The organism is Rhodanobacter sp. Soil772 (assembly GCF_001428385.1).
In the GTDB taxonomy this organism is placed as follows: Bacteria; Pseudomonadota; Gammaproteobacteria; order Xanthomonadales; family Rhodanobacteraceae; genus Rhodanobacter.
In genome coordinates, this window is sequence record NZ_LMSK01000001.1 from 900,547 (window position 1) to 921,661 (window position 21,115).

The 21,115-nt window shown below is 64.9% G+C and carries 18 protein-coding genes and 1 tRNA gene; all 19 read right to left on the reverse strand.

From position 1 onward, the window contains the following. Nucleotides 1–61: 61 nt before the first annotated feature. Nucleotides 62–1,567: a transcription termination factor NusA gene (gene nusA / locus ASG75_RS04250; protein ID WP_056386014.1), complete on the reverse strand. Its 1,506-nt coding sequence runs from the start codon at nt 1,565–1,567 to the stop codon at nt 62–64. A 101-nt stretch (nt 1,568–1,668) separates the two neighbouring features. After that, a complete protein-coding gene (gene rimP, locus ASG75_RS04255) occupies nt 1,669–2,202 on the reverse strand; it encodes a ribosome maturation factor RimP (protein ID WP_056386016.1) in 534 nt (177 codons plus the stop codon). A 199-nt stretch (nt 2,203–2,401) separates the two neighbouring features. Then, nucleotides 2,402–2,478: transfer RNA gene (locus tag ASG75_RS04260), tRNA-Met, on the reverse strand. 77 nt (nt 2,479–2,555) lie between these two features. After that, nucleotides 2,556–4,010: an NADH-quinone oxidoreductase subunit NuoN gene (nuoN, locus tag ASG75_RS04265; RefSeq protein WP_056386018.1), complete on the reverse strand. Its 1,455-nt coding sequence runs from the start codon at nt 4,008–4,010 to the stop codon at nt 2,556–2,558. Nucleotides 4,011–4,022: 12 nt separating this feature from the next. After that, nucleotides 4,023–5,531, reverse strand: a complete 1,509-nt coding sequence (locus tag ASG75_RS04270) for an NADH-quinone oxidoreductase subunit M (RefSeq protein ID WP_056386020.1) — start codon at nt 5,529–5,531, stop codon at nt 4,023–4,025. A gap of 13 nt (nt 5,532–5,544) precedes the next feature. After that, nucleotides 5,545–7,578: an NADH-quinone oxidoreductase subunit L gene (gene nuoL, locus ASG75_RS04275; RefSeq protein ID WP_056386022.1), complete on the reverse strand. Its 2,034-nt coding sequence runs from the start codon at nt 7,576–7,578 to the stop codon at nt 5,545–5,547. A 4-nt stretch (nt 7,579–7,582) separates the two neighbouring features. Continuing rightward, nucleotides 7,583–7,888, reverse strand: a complete 306-nt coding sequence (nuoK, locus tag ASG75_RS04280) for an NADH-quinone oxidoreductase subunit NuoK (RefSeq protein WP_007513213.1) — start codon at nt 7,886–7,888, stop codon at nt 7,583–7,585. Beyond that, nucleotides 7,885–8,529 (reverse strand): NADH-quinone oxidoreductase subunit J, encoded by a 645-nt coding sequence (locus ASG75_RS04285; protein WP_056386024.1) that lies wholly within the window; start codon nt 8,527–8,529, stop codon nt 7,885–7,887. The genes nuoK and ASG75_RS04285 overlap by 4 nt, the downstream gene beginning before the upstream one ends. A gap of 9 nt (nt 8,530–8,538) precedes the next feature. After that, nucleotides 8,539–9,030, reverse strand: coding sequence for an NADH-quinone oxidoreductase subunit NuoI (gene nuoI, locus ASG75_RS04290; protein ID WP_056386027.1), 492 nt, complete (start codon nt 9,028–9,030; stop codon nt 8,539–8,541). 8 nt (nt 9,031–9,038) lie between these two features. Beyond that, nucleotides 9,039–10,067 carry an NADH-quinone oxidoreductase subunit NuoH gene (gene nuoH / locus ASG75_RS04295; RefSeq protein WP_056386029.1) on the reverse strand — a complete coding sequence of 343 codons (1,029 nt, stop codon included), beginning with the start codon at nt 10,065–10,067 and terminating at the stop codon, nt 9,039–9,041. 5 nt (nt 10,068–10,072) lie between these two features. Then, a complete protein-coding gene (gene nuoG / locus ASG75_RS04300) occupies nt 10,073–12,397 on the reverse strand; it encodes an NADH-quinone oxidoreductase subunit NuoG (RefSeq protein ID WP_056386031.1) in 2,325 nt (774 codons plus the stop codon). Between the two features lie 127 nt (nt 12,398–12,524). Continuing rightward, a complete protein-coding gene (gene nuoF, locus ASG75_RS04305) occupies nt 12,525–13,835 on the reverse strand; it encodes an NADH-quinone oxidoreductase subunit NuoF (RefSeq protein ID WP_056386033.1) in 1,311 nt (436 codons plus the stop codon). Then, nucleotides 13,835–14,404, reverse strand: coding sequence for an NADH-quinone oxidoreductase subunit NuoE (gene nuoE, locus ASG75_RS04310; RefSeq protein ID WP_056386035.1), 570 nt, complete (start codon nt 14,402–14,404; stop codon nt 13,835–13,837). Before nuoE ends, nuoF begins: the two co-directional genes overlap by 1 nt. A gap of 21 nt (nt 14,405–14,425) precedes the next feature. Further along, nucleotides 14,426–15,679 carry an NADH-quinone oxidoreductase subunit D gene (locus ASG75_RS04315; RefSeq protein ID WP_056386037.1) on the reverse strand — a complete coding sequence of 418 codons (1,254 nt, stop codon included), beginning with the start codon at nt 15,677–15,679 and terminating at the stop codon, nt 14,426–14,428. Between the two features lie 2 nt (nt 15,680–15,681). Next, the gene (locus ASG75_RS04320) at nt 15,682–16,416 is read right to left on the reverse strand and encodes an NADH-quinone oxidoreductase subunit C (RefSeq protein ID WP_056386039.1); all 735 of its coding nucleotides are present in this window, start codon (nt 16,414–16,416) and stop codon (nt 15,682–15,684) included. 24 nt (nt 16,417–16,440) lie between these two features. After that, complete coding sequence (locus tag ASG75_RS04325; protein ID WP_056386041.1) at nt 16,441–16,998, reverse strand: NADH-quinone oxidoreductase subunit B; 558 nt, start codon at nt 16,996–16,998, stop codon at nt 16,441–16,443. Next, entirely contained in the window at nt 16,989–17,345 is a 357-nt protein-coding gene (gene ndhC / locus ASG75_RS04330; protein WP_056386043.1) for an NADH-quinone oxidoreductase subunit A, read from the reverse strand. The genes ASG75_RS04325 and ndhC overlap by 10 nt, the downstream gene beginning before the upstream one ends. A gap of 273 nt (nt 17,346–17,618) precedes the next feature. Further along, a complete protein-coding gene (locus ASG75_RS04335; protein ID WP_056386045.1) occupies nt 17,619–17,972 on the reverse strand; it encodes a PilZ domain-containing protein in 354 nt (117 codons plus the stop codon). Between the two features lie 118 nt (nt 17,973–18,090). Next, nucleotides 18,091–20,943 carry an EAL domain-containing protein gene (locus ASG75_RS04340; protein ID WP_056386047.1) on the reverse strand — a complete coding sequence of 951 codons (2,853 nt, stop codon included), beginning with the start codon at nt 20,941–20,943 and terminating at the stop codon, nt 18,091–18,093. Nucleotides 20,944–21,115: the final 172 nt, after the last annotated feature.

Here is a 21,115-nt window from a genome sequence, read left to right on the forward strand (position 1 = left end):
TGGTGAAAGGCTTCCCGGAAGCCTTTCTCGGCACACCCTTCCAGGGTGCCGCCGTCCGCGGTTAGCCGCCTTTCTCCAGCCGCGCGATCATCGGCGCACGTGCGGCCATGATCAGTGCAGCGGCACGCTCTTCGTCCATGCCTTCGATATCGATCAGTTCGTCCACCGCCAGGTCGGCCAGGTCATCGACCGTAGTCACCGCACGAGCGGCCAGTGCATAGGCCGTCGCCTCGTCCATGCCGTCCAGCGCCATCAGCTCTTCGGAAGGCTGATGTTCGTCGACGCCTTCCTCCACCGCCAGTGCCTCGGTCAGCAGCGCATCGCGGGCGCGGGCGCGCAGCTCCTCGACGATGTCTTCGTCGAAGCCCTCCACCGCCAGCAGCTCGGCGCTGGGCACGTAGGCGATTTCCTCGACACTGGAGAAGCCTTCCTGCACCAGGATGACTGCGATCTCCTGATCCACTTCCAGCCTGTCCATGAACAGCTGGCGCGCGGCTTCCTGTTCGGATTCGCTCTTCGCGGTGACCTGGTCCTGGGTCATCACGTTGAGCTGCCAGCCGGTGAGCTTGCTGGCCAGGCGCACGTTCTGGCCACCGCGCCCGATCGCCTGGGACAGCTTGTCCTCGGCCACCGCAATGTCCATCGAGTGCTTTTCCTCGTCCATGATGATGGACTGCACTTCGGCCGGCGCCATCGCATTGATGACGAACTGCGCCTGGTTCTCGTGCCACAGGATGATGTCGACGCGCTCGCCGTTGAGGTCGTTGGAGACCGCCTGCACGCGCGAACCGCGCATGCCGATGCAAGCGCCGATCGGATCGGTGCGGCTGTCGTGGGCCAGCACGGCGATCTTGGCGCGGTCGCCCGGGTCGCGGGCGCAGCCCTTGATCTCGACCAGGCCCTGGCCGACTTCCGGCACTTCCAGCTTGAACAGCTCGATCATGAATTCCGGCGCAGCGCGCGACACGAACAGCTGCGGGCCGCGGGCCTCGGAACGCACTTCGTACAGGTAGCCGCGCACGCGGTCGCCGACGCGGGCCGATTCGCGCGGAATCGTCTTGTCGCGCGGGATGAACGCCTCGGCGTTGCTGCCCAGGTCCAGATAGATGTTGCCGCGCTCGACGCGCTTGACGATACCGGTGACCAGCTCGCCCACGCGATCGGCGAACGCGTCGACCACCTGCTGGCGTTCGGCTTCGCGTACGCGCTGCACGATCACCTGCTTGGCGGCCTGCGCGGCGATGCGGCCGAACTCGGCATTCTCGACCTGCTGCTCAATGTACTCGCCCACCTCGGCGTCGGCGCGCTCGTCCAGCGCGTCCATCAGGCGCAGCTGGTAGGACGGCGATTCCATCTCGCCGTCATCGGCGATGATCTCCCAGCGACGGAATGTCTCGTATTCGCCGGTGTTGTGGTCGATCGACACGCGGATGTCGGGTTCCTCGTCCGGATAGCGCTTCTTCGCGGCCGAGGCCAGCGCGGCCTCCATCGCTTCGAAAATCACTTCCAGCGGGACACCTTTTTCATTGGCAACCGCATCGACGACCAGCAAAAGTTCTTTGCTCATTGCAGCAACTCCGTAAGTATCCCGTCCGGATACCGATGGTTAAATTGTTGCGTTCATCCCTGAACACAAAATTTGGAACGCGACCATAATGGCCGCACTGATTACTTCTTGCCGGGCGTCTTGCTACCGCGCTTGGGCTGCGGCGCATAACCAAGCGCCACCCAGTCCGGCACCACACGCGCACTTTCCACCAGCGCGTGATCGAATTCGAATGTCTTGCCTTCGGCTTCCAGCACGATGTGCCCGCTTTCCGCCGAAACCAGCTTGCCGCGCAGACGACGGCGACCTTCCAGCGGCGCCTTCAGCAGCAATTTCACTTCCTGCCCGCTGGCCCGCGCAAACTGTGCGGCGGTGAACAGCGGTCGATCCAGTCCCGGCGAGGAAACTTCCAGCACGTAATGGCCGGGGATCGGATCCTCCACGTCCAGCAAGGCGGACAGCTCGCGACTGGCGGTTTCGCAATCCTCGATGCCGACCTCGCGACGCTCGCCGTCGCCGGTTTCCTTGTCCAGCAGGTCCAGGTAGACGCGCAGGGTACTCTGCCCGTGCGACGGGGTGAACTCCACGCCAAGGCATTCCAGACCCAGATCGGCCAGTACCTCGCTGAAGCGTTGTGCCAGTGCCTGTGTATCCATGGGTAACCTTCCCAGATCACTCTTTCAGAACGGCAGAAACAAAAAATGGGCTCCAACGGCCCATTTCCCTATCTCGCCGATGTTCCTCCTCGTGCAGCTCTTTCCGGCGCCCGTGGCCGCCAACGGCAGCCAGGCACGACGCATCCGTGCGCCCAACAAAAAAGCCTCACGAGGAGGCTTTCTTGCATCAAGAAAGATCTGGTAGCGGGGGCAGGATTCGAACCTGCGACCTTCGGGTTATGAGCCCGACGAGCTGCCAGACTGCTCCACCCCGCATCAGAGTCCGAAGAGTTTACCTAGGTGGCCGGTTTCTTGCAAGTCTCGATCGAAGGCATTCGGCGCCGGGCAGTGACTCACAGCCCGAACGCGCGCCGGCACCAGCCCAGCAGCGGCCCCCAGTACAAACCCAGCACCAGCAGCGACAACGCATTCAGCGACAGCACCACGCGCAGCGGCCGGTCCGACTGCACCTGCAGCACGCTGCCCTCGACCGGCTTGTCGAAATACATCACCTTGACCACGTACAGGTAGTAGTACAGACCGATGATCGCAAACACGATGCCGACGATGGCCAGCCACAGCATGTCCGCGTGGATCGCCGCCTCCAGCACCAGCACCTTGGCCCAGAAACCGAACAGCGGCGGCACGCCGGCCAGCGAGAACATCGCCAGCAGCATCAGGAACGCCATCCACGGCGACTTCTGGTTCAGCCCCTTCAGGTCGGCGATTTCCTCGCACTCGAAGCCCGCCCGGGTCAGCGCCAGCATCACGCCGAACGCGGCCACGCCCATTAGCGCGTAGCAGATCGCGTAGAACATCGCGGCGGCATAGCCTTCCGGACCAGCGGCGGAAAGGCCGAGCAGCAGGTAGCCCATGTGCGAGATGGTCGAATACGCCAGCATGCGCTTGAGGTTGGTCTGCACGATCGCGACCAGGTTGCCGATCGCCAGCGAAGCCACCGCCAGCACGGCCAGCATCAGCTGCCAGTGCTGCGACAGGTCGCCCATGCCGGAGTCGAGCAGGCGATAGGCCATGCCGAACGCAGCCAACTTCGAACCCGACGCGATGAAGGTGGTGACCGGGGTCGGCGCACCCTGGTAGACGTCGGGGATCCACATGTGGAACGGCGCGGCGCCCAGCTTGAAGCCGATGCCGACGATCATGAAGATCAGGCCGAACAGCAGCAGGGTCGGCGCCGTGGTGTAGCTCATCACGTTGTGCAGCTGTGCCAGATCCAGGCTCGGCGTGCCGCCCATGCCGGAAGCGCCGTAGACCATCGACATGCCGTACAGCAGCATACCCGAGGCCAGCGCACCCAGCACGAAGTACTTGATCGCCGCCTCCGGCGGCAGTTTCGCATCGCGGTTCAACGCGACCAGCGCGTACGACGACAGCGACAGCAGCTCCAGCCCCAGGTACACGGTCACCAGGTTGCCGGCCGAGACCAGCAGCATGATGCCGATCACCGCGAAGATCATCAGCGTGTAGAACTCGCCGCCGAGCAGCTTGCGGTCGATCAGGTACGGGCGCGCGTAGACGAACACCATGGCGGTGGTGCCCAGCGCGAATACCTTGAGGATCTCGGCCACGTCGTCGCGCACGAACATGCTGCCGAACGCGGTCACCGCCTGCGGCGGCTGGCCGGCGATCACCAGGTAGATCGCCACCAGCAGCACCGCGATCGAGATCCAGTGCAGCAGCGGACGCTGCGCAGGCTTCATGAAGGCGTCCAGCAGCAACAGCAGGCACGCCGCCGCCACCAGATAGAACTCCGGCAGCAGGATCAGGATGTCATTCAAAGTTGGCATGTTCGGTCCCGATCAAATCTTGTGAATGGCAAGCTGCTGCACCAGCTGCGCCACCGAGCCGTCCATCAGGTGGACCAGCGGCTGCGGCCAGATGCCCAGCGCCAGCACGGCAGCGGCAAAGGCCCCCAGCACGAACGTCTCGCGCGCGTTGATTTCCTTCATCTCGGCCACGTGCGGGTTGGTGATCTCGCCCCACAGCACGCGCTTGACCAGCCACAGCGTGTAGGCCGCGCCGATGATCAAGGTGAACGCGGCGAACAGCGCGATCCACGGATTGGCGCTGAAGCTGGACAGGATCACCATGAACTCGCCCACGAAACCGCTGGTGCCTGGCAGGCCGCAATTGGCCATCGCGAACAGCACGTAGAAGAAGCCGAACCACGGCATCACGTTGATGACGCCGCCGTAGTCCTTGATCAGGCGCGTATGCGTGCGGTCGTACATCACGCCGATGCAGGTGAACATCGCGCCGGAGACGAAGCCGTGCGAAATCATCTGAATCATCGCGCCCTGCATGCCGAGCAGCGCCATGTCGGTATTGCCCTGCTCGCGCACCAGCATGAACGCGATGAAGATGCCCAGCGTGACGAAGCCCATGTGGGCCACCGACGAATACGCCACCAGCTTCTTCATGTCTTCCTGCACCAGCGCGACGTAGCCGATGTAGACGATCGCGATCAGGCTCAGCACGATGATCAGCCAGGCGAAATGCGCGCCCGCGTCCGGCACGATCGGCAGGATGAAGCGCAGCATGCCGTACGTGCCCACTTTCAGCATCACCGCCGCCAGCACCACCGAACCGCCGGTGGGCGCCTCCACGTGGGCATCCGGCAGCCAGGTGTGCACCGGCACCATCGGCACCTTGATCGCGAACGCGATCAGGAACGCGAAGAAGATCCAGGTCTGCTCCTTGAACGTCAGCGGCAGCGCGGCCAGCGTGGCGAGATCGAACGTGCCCGCCTTCTGGTACAGGTACAGCAGCGCGATCAGCATGAAGACCGAGCCGAAGAACGTGTAGATGAAGAACTTCAGCGTCGCGTACACGCGGCGTGGACCGCCCCAGACGCCGATCAGGATGAACATCGGGATCAGGATGGCCTCGAACAGCGCGTAGAACAGCAGCGCGTCGGTGGCGCAGAACACGCCGATCAGCAGGCCTTCGAGGATCAGCATCGCGGCCATGTACTGGTGCGGCTTGTCCTGGATGACTTCCCACGCACCGGCGATCACCAGGATGCCGACGAAGGTGGTCATCACGATCAGCGCCACCGAGATGCCGTCGACCGCCAGGCCGTAATGGACACCCCACGAGGCGATCCACAGGTGGCTTTCGACCAGCTGCATCGCGGCGCCGTCGGGGTTGTACTGCACCAGCAGGAACAGGCTGGCCACGAAGGCGAGCACCGCCACCAGCAGCGACAGCCAGCGCGCCAGGTTGGGTCGGGCCGAACCGGCAAGCAGCACCGGGATGGCTCCGACGACGGGTAGCCAGATCAGCAGGCTGAGCAAGTGATTGAACATGGATCTGTTTCCCTTATGGCCCGACCGGCCCGGAACCGATGAGCCAGTACCCGCCAAGCAGCAGGATCAAGCCGAGAATCATCGCGAAGGCGTAGTGATAGAGGTAACCCGACTGCAGGCGACGCATCAGCGCGGCGGTGCGATGGATTACATTCACCGAACCGTTGACCATCGCACCGTCGATCACCGCCGTCTCGCTGGCCTTCCAGAACCCGCGACCCAGCAGCACGCCGCCACGGGCAAACAGCGCAAAGTACACGTCGTCGACCCAGTACTTGCGGTCGAGCATCGTCCACAGCGGCTTCAGCGCGGACTTGATCCGGTCCGCCAGCGCCGGGTTGAACAGGTAGATGTAGGTGGTGATCACGAAGGCGACGAGCACCAGCAGGAACGGCAGCTGGGTGAACCCATGCAGCGCCATGGCCAGCGAACCGTGGAAGTGCTGTCCCATCTCGGCCAGCACGTTGTTCGCCTCCTCCACATGGATCGCGCTGCCGAACCAGTTGCCGAACAGCGTCGGCCCGACGGTGAAGAAACCGACCAGCAGCGACGGGATCGCCAGCAGCACCAGCGGCACCGTCACCACCCACGGCGACTCCTTCGGCGCATGCGCCAGCACGCCCGGCTCGTGATGGCCGTGATCGTCATGCCCGTGTCCATGCTGCTCGACCACGGTGAAGCGTTCCTTGCCGTGGAAGGTCAGGTACATCTGGCGGAACGTGTACAGCCCCGTCACCAGCACGCCGGCCATCACGCAGAAGTAGGCGTAATGCGCGCCCCAGCGATGCGACTCGCCGACCGCCTCGATGATCGCGTCCTTCGAATAGAAGCCGGAGGTGAACGGCACCGCCACCAGCGCCACCGAGCCGGCCCACATGGTCAGCCAGGTCACCGGCATGTACTTGCGCAGGCCGCCCATGTAGCGCATGTCCTGCTCGTGGTGCATCGCGATGATCACCGAACCGGCGCCGAGGAACAGCAGCGCCTTGAAGAACGCGTGCGTCATCAGGTGGAACACCGCGCCGCTGTACATCGACACGCCCAGCGCCACCGTCATGTAGCCCAGCTGTGACAGCGTGGAGTACGCGATCACCCGCTTGATGTCGTTCTGCACGATGCCGATCAGGCCGGTAAACAATGCCGTGGTGGCGCCGATCACCAGCACGAAGCTCAGCGCGGTAGCCGACAGCTCGAACAGCGGCGACATGCGCGCCACCATGAAGATGCCGGCGGTGACCATCGTCGCGGCATGGATCAGCGCGGAGATCGGGGTCGGGCCTTCCATCGAGTCGGGCAGCCACACGTGCAGCGGCACCTGCGCCGACTTGCCCATCGCGCCGACGAACAGCAGGATGCAGATCACCGTGGCCGCATCCCACTGCGTGTTCGCGGTGATCTGCAGGGTCTTGCCGAGCAGCGACGGCGCCGTGCTGAATGCGGTGGCATAGTCCAGCGTGCCGAGGAAATACAGCACCGCCGCGATGCCGAGCAGGAAACCGAAGTCGCCCACGCGGTTGACCATGAACGCCTTCAGGTTGGCGAAGATCGCGGTCGGCCGCTTGTACCAGAAGCCGATCAGCAGGTACGACACCAGGCCCACCGCTTCCCAGCCGAAGAACAGCTGCATGAAGTTGTTGCTCATGACCAGCATGAACATCGAGAAGGTGAACAGCGAGATGTAGCTGAAGAAGCGCGTGTAGCCGTCGTCGTCGGCCATGTAGCCGATGGTGTAGACGTGCACCAGCAGCGACACGAAGCTCACCACCACCAGCATCATCGCGGTCAGCCGGTCGACCATGAAACCGACGCTGGCGTTGAACGGGCCGATCTGGAACCAGGTGTAGATGTTCTGGTTGTACTCGACCGCACCGCCCAGGGTGAGCTGATACAGCACGAGGAACGACAGCGCGCAGGAAACCGCCACGCCGAGGATGGTGACGGTATGCGAACCGGCACGCCCGAGGAACCTGCCCAGGAAGCCGGCCAGCACGCAGCCGACCAGCGGCGCCAGCGCGATGATCAGCAGAATGGATGTCGAAAGCTGCATCGGGTCAACCCTTCATGCTGTCGATGTCGGCGATATTGATCGTGCTGCGCGTACGGAACAGCAGCACCAGGATCGCCAGGCCAATGGCGGCTTCCGCCGCGGCCACGGTGAGGATGAAGAACACGAACACCTGCCCGGAGACGTCGCCGAGGAAACGCGAGAACGCCACGAAGTTCATGTTCACGGCGAGCAGCATCAACTCGATCGACATCAGCAGCACGATCACGTTCTTGCGATTGATGAACAGGCCGGCGACAGCGATGCAGAACAGCACCGCGCCGAGCACGATGTAATGCGCGAGCGAAATCATGGCTGCGGCTCCTGTGGGGCGGTCGGTTCATCGGGACGGACCGCGGCCATCTTCACGATGCGCACACGGTCGCGCGGATTGACCTTGACCTGCTGACTGGCCGGCTCCCAGCGCGCAGCGCGGCGCTCGCGCAGGGTCAACGCCACCGCTGCCACGATACCCACGGTAAGGATCAGCGCGGCAATCTCGAACGGCAGCAGGAACGTCGTGTACAACGCGTGGCCCAGCCACTCGGTGTTGGACATGCCCGCGGCGATGGCGGGATCGGCGCCCATCACCTGCGCCTGCATCGCACGCACGCCGATCAGGCCGAGCATCTCCACCAGCATCACCGCGGCCACGATCAGGCCGACCGGCAGGAATTTCACGAAGCCCTCGCGCATTTTTGCCTGGTCGATGTCGAGCATCATCACCACGAACAGGAACAACACCATCACCGCACCGACGTAGACCACGATCAGCGCCAGCGCGAGGAACTCGGCTTCGAGCAGTATCCACAGGCAGGCCGCGCTGAAGAAGGTGAGCACCAGCGCCAGCACCGCATGCACGGAGTTCCTCAGCGTGATCACCGACAACGCTGCTGCGACGGTGACAAAGCCGAAGGCATAGAAACAGATGAGTTGGAACAGTTGGGGATTCATCGAAAGGCCTCAGCGGTACGCCGCGTCTTGCGCGCGGTCGGCGGCGATCTGCTGTTCGAAGCGATCGCCGATGGCAAGCAGCTGCTGCTTGTTCACCACGTTCTCGCCACGGTGTTCGAAGTGGTATTCGTGGATCGAGGTCTCGACGATCGAGTCGACCGGGCAGCTCTCTTCGCAGAAGCCGCAGAAGATGCACTTGAACAGGTCGATGTCGTAACGCGTGGTACGACGCTGGCCGTCGCTCTCGCGCGGGGCCGAGTCGATGGTGATCGCCAATGCCGGGCACACCGCCTCGCACAGCTTGCAGGCGATGCAGCGTTCCTCGCCGTTCGCGTAGCGGCGCAGCGCATGCAGGCCGCGGAAACGGTTCGACTTCGGGATGTGCTCCATCGGGTAGCGCATCGTGTACTTCGGCTTGAACAGGTAGCGAAAAGTCAGGCCCATGCCCTGGAACAGCTCGACCAGCAGCAGACTCTTGAAATAGGCGGTAATGCGATTCATCGGATGCCTCAAGCCCCCGTGCCAATGCTGACCAGGCCGTAGTACTTCAGCAGGCCAGCCACGAAAACCCATGCGATGGCGATGGGAATGAACACCTTCCAGCCCAGCCGCATGATCTGGTCATAGCGATAGCGCGGGAACGTGGCGCGGAACCACAGGAACATGAACGAGAACAGGAACGCCTTGATCAGCAGCCAGGGGAAGCCGCCATGGCCGATGAAACCCCACGAGGCCGGGAACGGCGACAGCCAGCCGCCCATGAACAGCACCGCGGCCAGGAAGCTGACCAGGATCATGTTCGCGTATTCGGCCAGGAAGAACAGTGCGAACGCCGAGCCGGAATACTCCACATGGAAGCCGGCCACGATCTCCGACTCGCCCTCGGCCATGTCGAACGGCGCGCGGTTGGTCTCGGCCACGCCGGAGATGAAATAGATCACGAACACCGGCAGCAGCGGCAGCCAGAACCAGTCGAAGATGCCCTTGCTGCCGGCCTGCGCGTTGACGATCTCGGTGAGGTTCAGCGAACCGGCCAGCACCAGCACGCAGACCAGGCACAGGCCCATCGCCAGTTCGTAGGAGATCACCTGCGCCGCCGAACGCATCGCGCCGAGCAGCGCATAGCGCGAGTTGGACGCCCAACCGGCGATGATGATGCCGTACACGCCCATCGAGGTCATCGCCAGCAGGTACAGCACGCCGGCGTTGGCGTTCGACAGCACCATCGTGCTGCTGAACGGCACCACGGCCCACACCGCCAGCGCGGGGATCAACGCGATCATCGGCGCCATGTAGTACAGGAAGCGGTTCGCCTTGGTCGGCAGGATCACTTCCTTGATCAGCAGCTTGGTCACATCGGCGAAGGCCTGCAGCAGGCCGAACGGACCGATCTTGTTCGGCCCCATGCGCACGTGCATCCAGCCGAGCACCTTGCGCTCCCAGTACACGAACATCGCCACGGCCAGTACCAGCGGCAACACGATCGCCAGGATGTAAAGGACCGGCACGACGAGCTGATGGATGAGTTGATCAAGCATCTGCTTTAAGCCTTGCTCAGGGTGATGGACGCGCCATACGGCGGCAGCGTGGCGGTGAGGTCCTGCGCGGCCTCGATCCATGCCGTGCCATCCGGCACGGCCGCATCGATCACCAGCGGCAGCAACACGTCCGCAACGCGCACCTGACCACCGCTGGAAAGGTCGAGCCGTTGTGCCTCATCCGCATTCAGACGTACCGCCGGGGCGCGATTGAGCGGATGCGCATTCAGTGCCGTCGCGCGACGCAGCACCGCGTCGGTGCGATAGATCGGCCAGGTGGCCAGGCGGGTCAGGCCGGTGACGGCCGCACGTGCGGCCAGGCCGCTGCGCGGCGCCGCCGTACGCTCGACGATGCCGTCGCGCAAACCGGCGAGATCGTCGAACTCGAAACCGGCCAGTTGCAGGGCACCGCCCAGCGCGCGCAATACCTTCCAGCCCGGTCGCGCCTGACCGGGCGCCTTCGCGCCGGCCGCCACGCCCTGGGCCAGTCCATCGACGTTGACCAAGGTCGCATCGATCTCCGGCAGCAGCGCGATCGGCAGGATCACGTCGGCCACCTCGCGCAGCGCGGCGCTGGCGTAGGCGCTGAACGCCACCACCTGGTCTGCGCCACGCAGCGCCTTCAAGGCCGCACCGCCATCGGCGAAATCGTGCGGCGGTTCGACGCCGTACAGCACGTAGCTCTTGCGCGGCTGCGCCAGCATCGCCTGCGCATCCAGCCCGCCGTTGCCCGGCACCACGCCGAGTCGCGCCAGGCCAACGCCATTCGCGCCGACCGGCAGTTCGTCGTAACCGGCACCGGTGGCGTCGGCGATGAAACGGGTGATCGCGCGCAGCCAGGACGCCTGCGGATGAGTCACCGCGGCTTCGCCGAGAATCACCACCGCCTTGCCCGACTTCAGCGCGGCGATCGCGTCGCTGTCGCCCTGGTCGCTCTGCGCCGCAGCGATCGCGTCGGCCAGTGCAGCCGGTGCGGTCACGCCTGCGGTCACGGCGGCCCTGGCCAGCGCCAGCAGCGCATCGACCAGTGCCTGCGGTGCCACGATCGCCTCACCGGCCAGCTTGTAGTTGAAATCGAAATGCGCCGGATTGACCGCGTAGACCTTGGCGCCCTTCTTGGTCGCCTGGTGCACGCGATGGTTCAGCAGCGGCATTTCGTGGCGCAGATCGGAGCCGACCAGCAAGGCGGCCCGGATCTGCTCGACTTCCGCCACCGGCAGCGTGAACGGCTGGGCCACGGCGTTGTCGGCGAAGTCGAGCTGGCGCAGGCGATGGTCGACGTGCGCGCTGCCCAGGCCGCGGGCCAGCCGCACCAGCAGGTCGCCCTCCTCGTTCGAGGTGGCCGGGTGCACCAGGATGCCCAGGTCGCTGCCCGGCACCTTCTTCAACGCCTCACCGGCAAACTGCAAGGCATCTTCCCAGGTGGTCGTCTGCCACTGGCCGTTGCGCTTCACTTCCGGCGCACCGATGCGATCGGCGGCGTACATGCCCTGGTGGCTGTAGCGGTCACGGTCGGACAGCCAGCATTCGTTGATCGCGTCGTTGTCGCGCGGCACCGTGCGCAGCACTTCGCCACGGCGCGTATGCAACCACAGGTTGGAACCGAGCGCGTCGTGATAGCCAATCGAGGGCTTGGCGATCAGTTCCCACGCGCGTGCCTTGAACTGGAACGGCTTGTTGGTCAGCGCGCCGACCGGGCAGACATCAATGATGTTGCCGGACAGTTCGGTCTCCACCGTCTTGCCGATATACGTGCCGATCTGCAGGTTCTCGCCGCGGTTCATGCCACCCAGTTCGTAGGTGCCGGCGATCTCGCTGGTGAAGCGGATGCAGCGCGTGCACTGGATGCAGCGGGTCATCTCGGTGGCGACCAGCGGCCCGATATTCTCGTCGGCCACGGTGCGCTTGCGCTCGGTGAAACGCGAGACGCTGCGGCCATAGCCCAGCGCCACGTCCTGCAGCTCGCATTCGCCGCCCTGGTCGCAGATCGGGCAGTCCAGCGGATGGTTGATCAGTAGGAACTCCATCACGTCTTTCTGGAACTTCAGCGCCTTGTCCGAGCGCGTCATCACCTTCATGCCCTCCGCTACTGGAGTAGCACACGCCGGCTGCGGCTTGGGCATCAGCCTGCCGCCCATCTCCACGTCGACCAGGCACATGCGGCAGTTCGCGGCGATCGGCAGCTTGCGGTGGTAGCAGAAACGCGGGATCGACACACCGATCGCGTCGGCCGCCTCGATGATCATCGCGCCCTTGCGGATCTGCGTCGGCTTGCCGTCGACTTCGATGTTGACCAGGTCGGGCGCGGTGCTGGTTGGCTGCGTACTCATGCAGCAACTCCTTCGAAAACCGGGAATGGGGAATGGAGAATGGAGAATGGGAGAAGCGAGCGTGCTTCGGTTTGCGATTCCCGACTCCCGATTCCCGATTCCCGATTCGCGCGTACGAGCATCTCGTTCATGCCGTCACTTCCTCGCGCGAATCGACGATCGAGTGACCGTGCTGCACGAAGTATTCGAATTCATTCCAGAAGCGCGCGAGGAAGCCCTGCACCGGCCACGCCGCGGCTTCGCCGAACGCGCAGATGGTGTGGCCTTCGATCTGGCCGGCGATCGCCTTCAGGCGATGCAGGTCGTCCTCGGTGCCCTTGCCCTCGACGATGCGCGTCAGCACGCGGTACATCCAGCCGGTGCCTTCGCGGCACGGCGTGCACTGGCCGCAGGACTCGGCCTTGTAGAAGCGCGCGATGCGGTGGCAAACCTTGACCATGCAAGTGGTCTCGTCCATCACGATCACCGCGCCGGAGCCCAGGCCCGAACCGGCCTTCTGCAGGCAGTCGTAGTCCATCGTGCTCTCGAGCATGATGTCGGCCGGCAGCACCTTCATCGAGGAACCGCCGGGGATCACCGCCTTCAACTTGTGGCCGTTGCGCACACCGCCGGCCAACTCAAGCAGATCCTTGAACGGGGTACCGAGGCGGATCTCGAAGTTGCCTGGATTGTTGACGTGGCCGGAGACCGAGAAGATCTTCGGGCCGCCGTTGTTCGGCTTGCCCAGATTGAGGAACCAGTCGGCGCCGTTGCGCAGGATCGCCGGCACCGAGGCGTAGGTCTCGGTGTTGTTGATCGTGGTCGGCTTGCCATACAGGCCGAAGTTGGCCGGGAACGGCGGCTTGAAGCGCGGCTGGCCCTTCTTGCCTTCCAGCGACTCCATCAACGCGGTTTCTTCGCCGCAGATGTACGCGCCGGCGCCGAGCGCGGCGTAGATGTCCACGTCCAGCCCGGTGCCCTGCACGTTCTTGCCGAGCAAGCCGGCTGCGTAGGCTTCCTTCAACGCAGCTTCGAAATGCTCGAACGGCTCGTGGTGGAACTCGCCGCGCAGATAGTTGTAGGCCACGGTCGAACCGGTGCAATAGCACGCGATGGCCAGGCCTTCGATCACCGCATGCGGGTTGTAGCGCAGGATGTCGCGGTCCTTCGCGGTACCCGGCTCGGATTCGTCCGAGTTGCACAGAATGTACTTCTGCATGTCGCCCTTCGGCATGAAGGACCACTTCAGACCGGTCGGGAAGCCCGCGCCGCCGCGGCCGCGCAGGCTGCTCTTCTTGATCTCGTCGATCAGCGACGCCGGATCGGGCTTCTCGGCAAGGATCTTCCTCCACGCCTTGTAGCCATCGACCTGGAGGTAGCTGTCCATCGACCACGGCGTGTCGAAATGCAGCGTGGTGTAGACGACCTGGTGTTCCTGCGGGGCGGGTCCGACAGCCATCAGTGGTTCTCCCCATCATGGCCGTGCGCGGCGGGACCATCGAGGGTCAGGCCATCGAGGATCGCGTCGAGTTTCTCGATGGTGAGGTGCTCGTGGTAATGCCCGTTCACCGTCGCCGCCGGCGCGTACACGCAAGCCGCAATGCACTCTTCTTCCTGCTTCAGGTAGACGCGGCCATCCGGCGTGCTCTCGCCCACCTTGATGCCCAGCTTCTTCTCGCAATGGCGCACCAGGCCCTCGGCGCCGTTGAGCCAGCACGAGATGTTGGTGCAAATCGCCACGTTGTTGCGGCCGACCGGCTTGGTCTCCAGCATCGAGTAGAAGCTGGCCACCTCGTACGCCCAGATCGAGGGCACGTCGAGGTATTTCGCGACGGCGGTGATCAGTTCGTCGGTGAGGAAGCCCTGGTTCTGCTCCTGCGCGCCAAACAGCGCCTGGATCAACGCCGAACGCTTGCGATCCGGCGGGAATTTGGCCACCCATGCATCGATGTGATGGCGGGTGCGCTCGGTGAGTACGGCGAGGGGGTCGACGTTCCTGACCTGCTCGAAATGTCCGGTGGCTTTCATGCGTTTCTCCGTCGTGCCGGCTCAGCGATCCACTTCGCCGAACACGAGGTCATAGGTACCGATCATGGCCACCACGTCGGCGAGCATGTGGCCGCGCACGATGGTGTCCATGGATGACAGGTGGGCAAAGCCCGGGGCGCGCAGGTGCACGCGGAACGGCTTGTTGGCACCGTCGGAAACCAGGTAGCAGCCGAACTCGCCCTTCGGCGCCTCGACCGCGCAGTAGGTTTCGCCGGCCGGCACGCAGTAGCCTTCGGTGAACAGCTTGAAGTGGTGGATGAGCGCTTCCATGCTCTCCTTCATCTCGACCCGCGACGGCGGCGCCACCTTGAAGTTCTGCACCATCACCGGGCCGGGGTTGGCGCGCAGCCATTCCACGCATTGCCGGATGATGCGGTTCGACTGGCGCATCTCTTCCACGCGCACCAGGTAACGGTCGTAGCAATCGCCGTTGACGCCGACCGGGATGTCGAAATCCATCTCGGCGTACTTCGCGTACGGCTGCTTCTTGCGCAGATCCCACTCGACGCCCGAGCCGCGCAGCATCGCGCCGGTCATGCCCCACTGCTGGGCCAGCTCCGGGCTGACCACGCCGATGCCGACGGTGCGCTGCTTCCAGATGCGGTTGGTGGTGAGCAGTTCCTCGTACTCGTCCACCTTCGAGGGGAAGTCGGCGGTGAATGCGTCGAGGAAGTCGAGCATCGAGCCTTCGCGCCAGCTGTTGATGCGCTTCAGGTCGGCGCCCTTGTGCCACGGCGACTCGCGGTACTTCGACATCTGCTCGGGCAGGTCGCGATAAACGCCGCCCGGACGGTAGTACGTGGCGTGCATGCGCGCGCCCGACACCGCCTCGTAGACGTCCATCAGTTCCTCGCGCTCGCGAAACGCATACAGGATCACCGCCATCGCGCCGAGGTCGAGCGCGTTCGAGCCGATCCACATCAGGTGGTTCAGGATGCGGGTGATCTCGTCGAACATGGTGCGGATGTACTGCGCCCGCTCCGGCGCCTCGATGCCCAGCAGGGTCTCGATCGCGCGCACGTAGGCGTGCTCGTTGCACATCATCGACACGTAGTCGAGCCGGTCCATGTAGCCGATCGACTGGTTGAACGGCTTGGACTCGGCCAGCTTCTCGGTGCCGCGATGCAGCAGGCCCACGTGCGGATCGACGCGGACGATGGTCTCGCCGTCCATCTCCATGATCAGGCGCAGCACGCCGTGCGCGGCCGGATGCTGCGGGCCGAAGTTCATCGTGTAGTTGCGGATTTCCTGCATGCTCAATTCTCCCGCCAGTGGTCGGCGGCTTCGGCCTTGGCCTGCATCAGGTCGGCATCGTCGCGGATGGTGCGCGGCACCAGCACGCGCGGCTCGATCGACACCGGCTCGTAGATCACCCGCTTCTGCTCGGGGTCGTAGCGCACTTCGACGTTGCCGATCAGCGGGAAGTCCTTGCGGAACGGATGGCCGACGAAACCGTAGTCGGTGAGGATGCGGCGCAGGTCGGGGTGGCCATCGAAAATGATGCCGTAGAGGTCGAACGTCTCGCGCTCGAACCAGTTCACGCCCGGCCACACCAGGGTCAGCGACGGTACCACCGGCAGGCTGTCGTCGGCGCAGAACACGCGCAGGCGCAGGCGGCGGTTGTGTTCGATCGAGAGCAGCTGGATCACCGCGGCGAACCGGCGCGGCTGGTTCTCGCCGTCGCCGCGCGGGCGTCCGGCCCAGTCGAAGCGCCCTTGCGCCTGGCCTTCCACGCCGCGCGAGAAACCGGTGCCGGAGACGGTTTCGGTATCCCACTCGGTCTGGCCGTAGCCGAGGTAATCGACGCCGCACAGGTCGATCAGCTCGCTGAAACGGAACGCCGGTTCGTCGCGCAGCGCCGTGGCCACGGCGATCAGATCGGCGGCGGCCAGTTCGGCGACGGTCTCGTTGCGTACCGTGGTGATGGTCAGCGTATCGCCGAATCGCGCAGCGAGCTGCCCGGCCAGCGAGGTCTTTTGCGTGTCAGTCATGACTGCGCCTTCAGAGTGTGCCGCTCAAGAGCGCGCGATGGTGCTGGTACGGCGGATTTTCTTCTGCAACTGCAGGATGCCGTGGATCAGCGCTTCGGCCGTGGGCGGGCAGCCCGGCACGTAGATGTCCACCGGCACGATGCGATCGCAACCGCGCACCACCGAATAGGAATAGTGGTAGTAGCCGCCGCCGTTGGCGCAGCTGCCCATCGAGATCACCCACTTCGGCTCGGGCATCTGGTCGTAGACCTTGCGCAGCGCCGGGGCCATCTTGTTGACCAGGGTTCCGGCCACGATCATCACGTCGGACTGGCGCGGGCTGGGGCGGAAGATCACCCCGTAGCGGTCCAGGTCCAGCCGCGACATGCCGGCGTGCATCATCTCCACCGCGCAGCAGGCCAGGCCGAACGTCATCGGCCACATCGAGCCGGTGCGCGCCCAGTTCATCAGCGCATCGACACTGGTGGTGGCGAAGCCGCGCTGTACCACCGGGTTGTCGCTGGCCGGCAGCAGGATGTCGTCGACCAGGTTCAGCGGATCCGGGTTGTGCATCACCCGGCTGACGGAATCGATCACTCCCATTCGAGTGCTCCCTTCTTCCACACGTAGGCAAAACCGACCACCAACAGCAACAGGAACAGCCCCATTTCGATCAGCGCGATCATGCCGATCTGCTGGAACACCACGGCCCACGGAAACAGGAAGGCGATTTCCAGATCGAAGATGATGAACAGGATGGCGAGCAGGTAGTAGCGCACGTCGAAGCGCATGCGGGCGTCTTCAAACGCCTCGAAGCCGCACTCGTAGGGCGAGAGTTTGTCGGCCTCGGGGCGGCGCGGTCCGGCCAGCAGGCCGATGACCAGCAGCACCAGGCCAAGACCGGCGGCGACGCCGATGAACAACAGGACAGGCCAGTATTCGGCAAGCACGATGCAACTTACCTCCGCACCCGAGGGCGCATCAGTGACCGTGGGGGTCTGAATTCAGCCATTCACGGTCCGACGATTTCGATTCGGCAGGCCGGCACGGCCATGGGCTGCACAGCCCCGCCCGCAGGCGTGGCAGCCGCGCGCGTCCGACATTTCGCGAGATGAATTCGCGAATCTCCTCATTGTATCAGTGCGCGGGGGTACAACAAGCCTTGACGACCGACCGCGTGCGGATTAACGCCGCAATTTCGTGATGCCTGCGCGATACGCGCATCACATCGTGTGGGTAGGGCGCTCGGAGTTCAGCGTGCCGGCCAGGATGTTCTCGATCCGGCTGCGGGCGGCTTCGGCATCGCCCGACTCGTTGAAGTGGATGCCGATGCCGGCGGTGCGGTTGCCTTGCGCGCCAACCGGGCTGATCCAGACCACCTTGCCGACCACCGACAGGCGCTCGGTTTCCTCGGCGAGGGTCACCAGCAGCACCACCTCGTCGCCCAGCGAATAGGACTGCGCCGTCGCCGCGAACAGGCCACCATGTTTGAGGAACGGCATGTAGGCGTTGTACAGCGAGGCCGCATCCTTGATTTTCAACGAAATGATGCCCTGACGGGCGTTCACGGGTTTCATGCTGGGCTCCTGCCGGGCGTGCGAACCGCCCGAGCGATGACCTGGATCTTAGATGTTGTGATCCGCCCGCACCACCGTTGTGGCGCCCGCCTTGCCGCAGCCATGACGCGCAACACTTTCAGACTCCGTCCGTCTGGCTGGCCAGCAGTGACTGGCGCTCGTTGACGAGACTGCCCCACGACGCCGGCGGCACCCAGCCGGCGACCCACTCCGGCACCGCCGCGGCTGGCATCGGCCGGGAGATCGAGAACCCCTGCAACTGGTGGCATCCCAGCGAAGCCAGCAGGTCGCCCTGCTCCGCCGTCTCGACGCCTTCGGCGATCACCGTCTTGGCCAGCATGCGCGCGGTGGTGATCACTCCCGCCGCGATCGCCACGTTGCGCTCGTCGCTGAGGATGTCGTGCACGAAACTCTGGTCGAGCTTGATGTGCTCGATGTCGAGTTTCTGGATGTGGCTCAGCGACGCGCTGCCGGTGCCGAAATCGTCCAGGCCCACGCGAATGCCGCGCCGGCGGCATTCCTCGATGACGACCTTGGCGCGGGCGTGATCCATCGACGGGCCGGTTTCGGTCACCTCGATGCCGAAACCCACGTCCATCACGTCCGGGTAGTTGTCGAGCACCGCGTCGATGTCGATGAAGAACGCCGGATGCAGCAGATGGCGGGTGCTGATGTTGATCGAGACCGGGACCGAGATGCCCGAGCGCATCCACGACTGGCAGCAGCGCAGCGCCTCGTCCAGCACGTAGCGGCCGATCGGCCGGGCCAGTTGCGGGTCGTCCAGTACATGCATGAACTTCGCGGGCTCGATCAGCTCATCGGTGTCGCTCAGGCGCAGCAGCGCCTCCATCCCGGCCACGCCGTGCAGGCCCGGCAAACCGTCGATGTACACGATCGGCTGGAACAGCAGTTGCAGGCGCGACTGCAGCAGCGCCTGCGCGATCCGCTCGCGCATCGCCTGCAGCCGCACCTGCTCCAGTTCCATCGCCGGCTCGTACAGCAAGCCGCGATCCTTGCCCTCTTCCTTCGCCGCGTACATCGCCAGGTCGGCGTGCCGCACCAGGCCTTCCGCATCGGATTCGTCCAGCGGGTACAGGGTCCAGCCTACGCTGGCGGACAGGTACAACTGCTCGCCCATCAGGTTGAGCGGCGCCCGCAGCGCCTGCAGGATGCAGCGGCTGATCACGTCCAGCTGCTCGCGGCTGTCCAGCCCGGAGATCACCAGCGCAAACTCGTCGCCGCCGAAACGGGCCAGCACGTCGGCCTCGCGCAACATGCCCAGGATCCGTGCCGAGGCTTCGGCCAGTACGTGGTCGCCGCCGCCATGGCCGATCGTGTCGTTCACGCTCTTGAAGCGGTCGAGGTCGAGCACGCCCACCGCCAGCAGGGTGCCCTGCTTCGTGGCCCGCGTGCGCGCCTGCTCCAGCAACTCGAACAGCAGCCGCCGGTTCGGCAGGCCGGTGACCACGTCGTAGAAGGCCAGCCGCTCGACCCGCGCCTCGTGCATCTTCTGCTCGGTGATGTCGCGCTGGTGCCACAGCCGCCCCTGCGCTACGCCATCGATCCGGATCGGAGTGAAATCGCGCAGGAAGGTGCGCCCGCCCTTGATCGCCACCTCGTCGCCCTTGACCGGCGCGTCGGCGGCCATGATCTCCTGAATCCTGCGCCATTCGCGTTCGGGGTCCCGGTAAACCGGTTGCAGACGCGCATAGAGCGCTTCCATCGGCTGCCCTTCCAGTTCCGCCGGCGTCTCGGACAGGCCGAACAGCGTGCAGAACGCCTCGTTGGCGAAGCTCACCCGATGCTCTTCGGACATCACCAGGATGCCCGCGTACTGCTTGGACAGGATGGTGTGAAAATGCTGCAGGTTGAAGCGCAGCTCCTGCTCCGCCGCCAGACGGGCCGCCTGTGCGCACTGCATCTGGATACCCAGGCCCAGCTCGACCGCCATTTCCGCAAAGACCTGGACTTCGATCGCACTGAACGCGTCGACCTCATCCGCGCCGATGACGAAGCAGCCCACGATCGCCCCGTCCGTCCGCAACGGCAGCGCCAGCAGCGCACGCACACCGGACATGCCGGCGCCGGGCGTCCAATCCAGGTGATGCGCCCCCGCCGGATGGCTGACCTGCGCCTGGCCGCTCGACAGCGCATGCGTCACGGCGTCTCCGGCATGCGCGCCGTCGCCCGGGGCGAAACGGAAATTCGCCGCGATGCCGTCGGCCAGTCCCTCCTGCGCCCGCACCCGCAAACTTGCCGGGTCATCTTCATCGAGCAAGCCGATCCAGGCGACGCGGTAGCCGCCGATGCATCGCGCCACGCGACAGGCCCCGGCCAGCAGCGCCTGCTCGTCCGCGCTGTGGGTGACCAGCTTGATCATCTCGCTGAGCAAGCGCAGCGCGCGACGCTGGCGCGCCTCGTCCTGCACGGACTGCAGCAGCCGCGTGCGCTGTTCATGCGCTTCCAGCCCCAGCCCGATGCTCGCCGCCGCCTGTTGCAGCAGCTCGATCATCCGCGCCGTGAAAAAGCCAGCCCGGGAAGCGCGTATCACCAGCGCCGCGCATACCTCGCCGAACTTCAGCACCGGTACGGCGACCACGGCGTGCACGTCATGCCGCACATAGGCCGGCCGGAACATCTCCAGGCCTTCGGCATGGCGGACATCGGCCTCCAGTTGCGGCTCGCCCTGCCAGAACGCCGGCCGCGCCAGCGAGAACGGAATGCGCTCGGGGTAGATGTCGGCCATCTCGGGCGCCACCTGCGCGGGCGCGATCCGCCGCAGCCACCCGCTGCTTCGATCCAGCTCCCCCACCATCACCAGCCGCGCACCGATCCGCCGCTCGAGCACCTCGATCACCGCCTCGTACAGCACCGGCGGCTCCAGCGAGCGCACCAGCAGCTGGCCGATCTCGGACAACGCGGCATAGAAACTCTCGCTGGACGCCGCCGTCGCCCCTGTATCGACCTGCATCGAATTCGGATCCGGTGTATGCATTCGCTTGGGTCAGCCAGATGAGCGGATTCAGCCGCTACTGCCTTGCTTCAGACGAGCCTTGGATCGGCTGGTGCCGGCCGTATCGCGCACGGCAAGCCGCGACGACGGGCCGTGTCGCAGCCATCTCCCCCTGGCGCGAAGCTAGTCC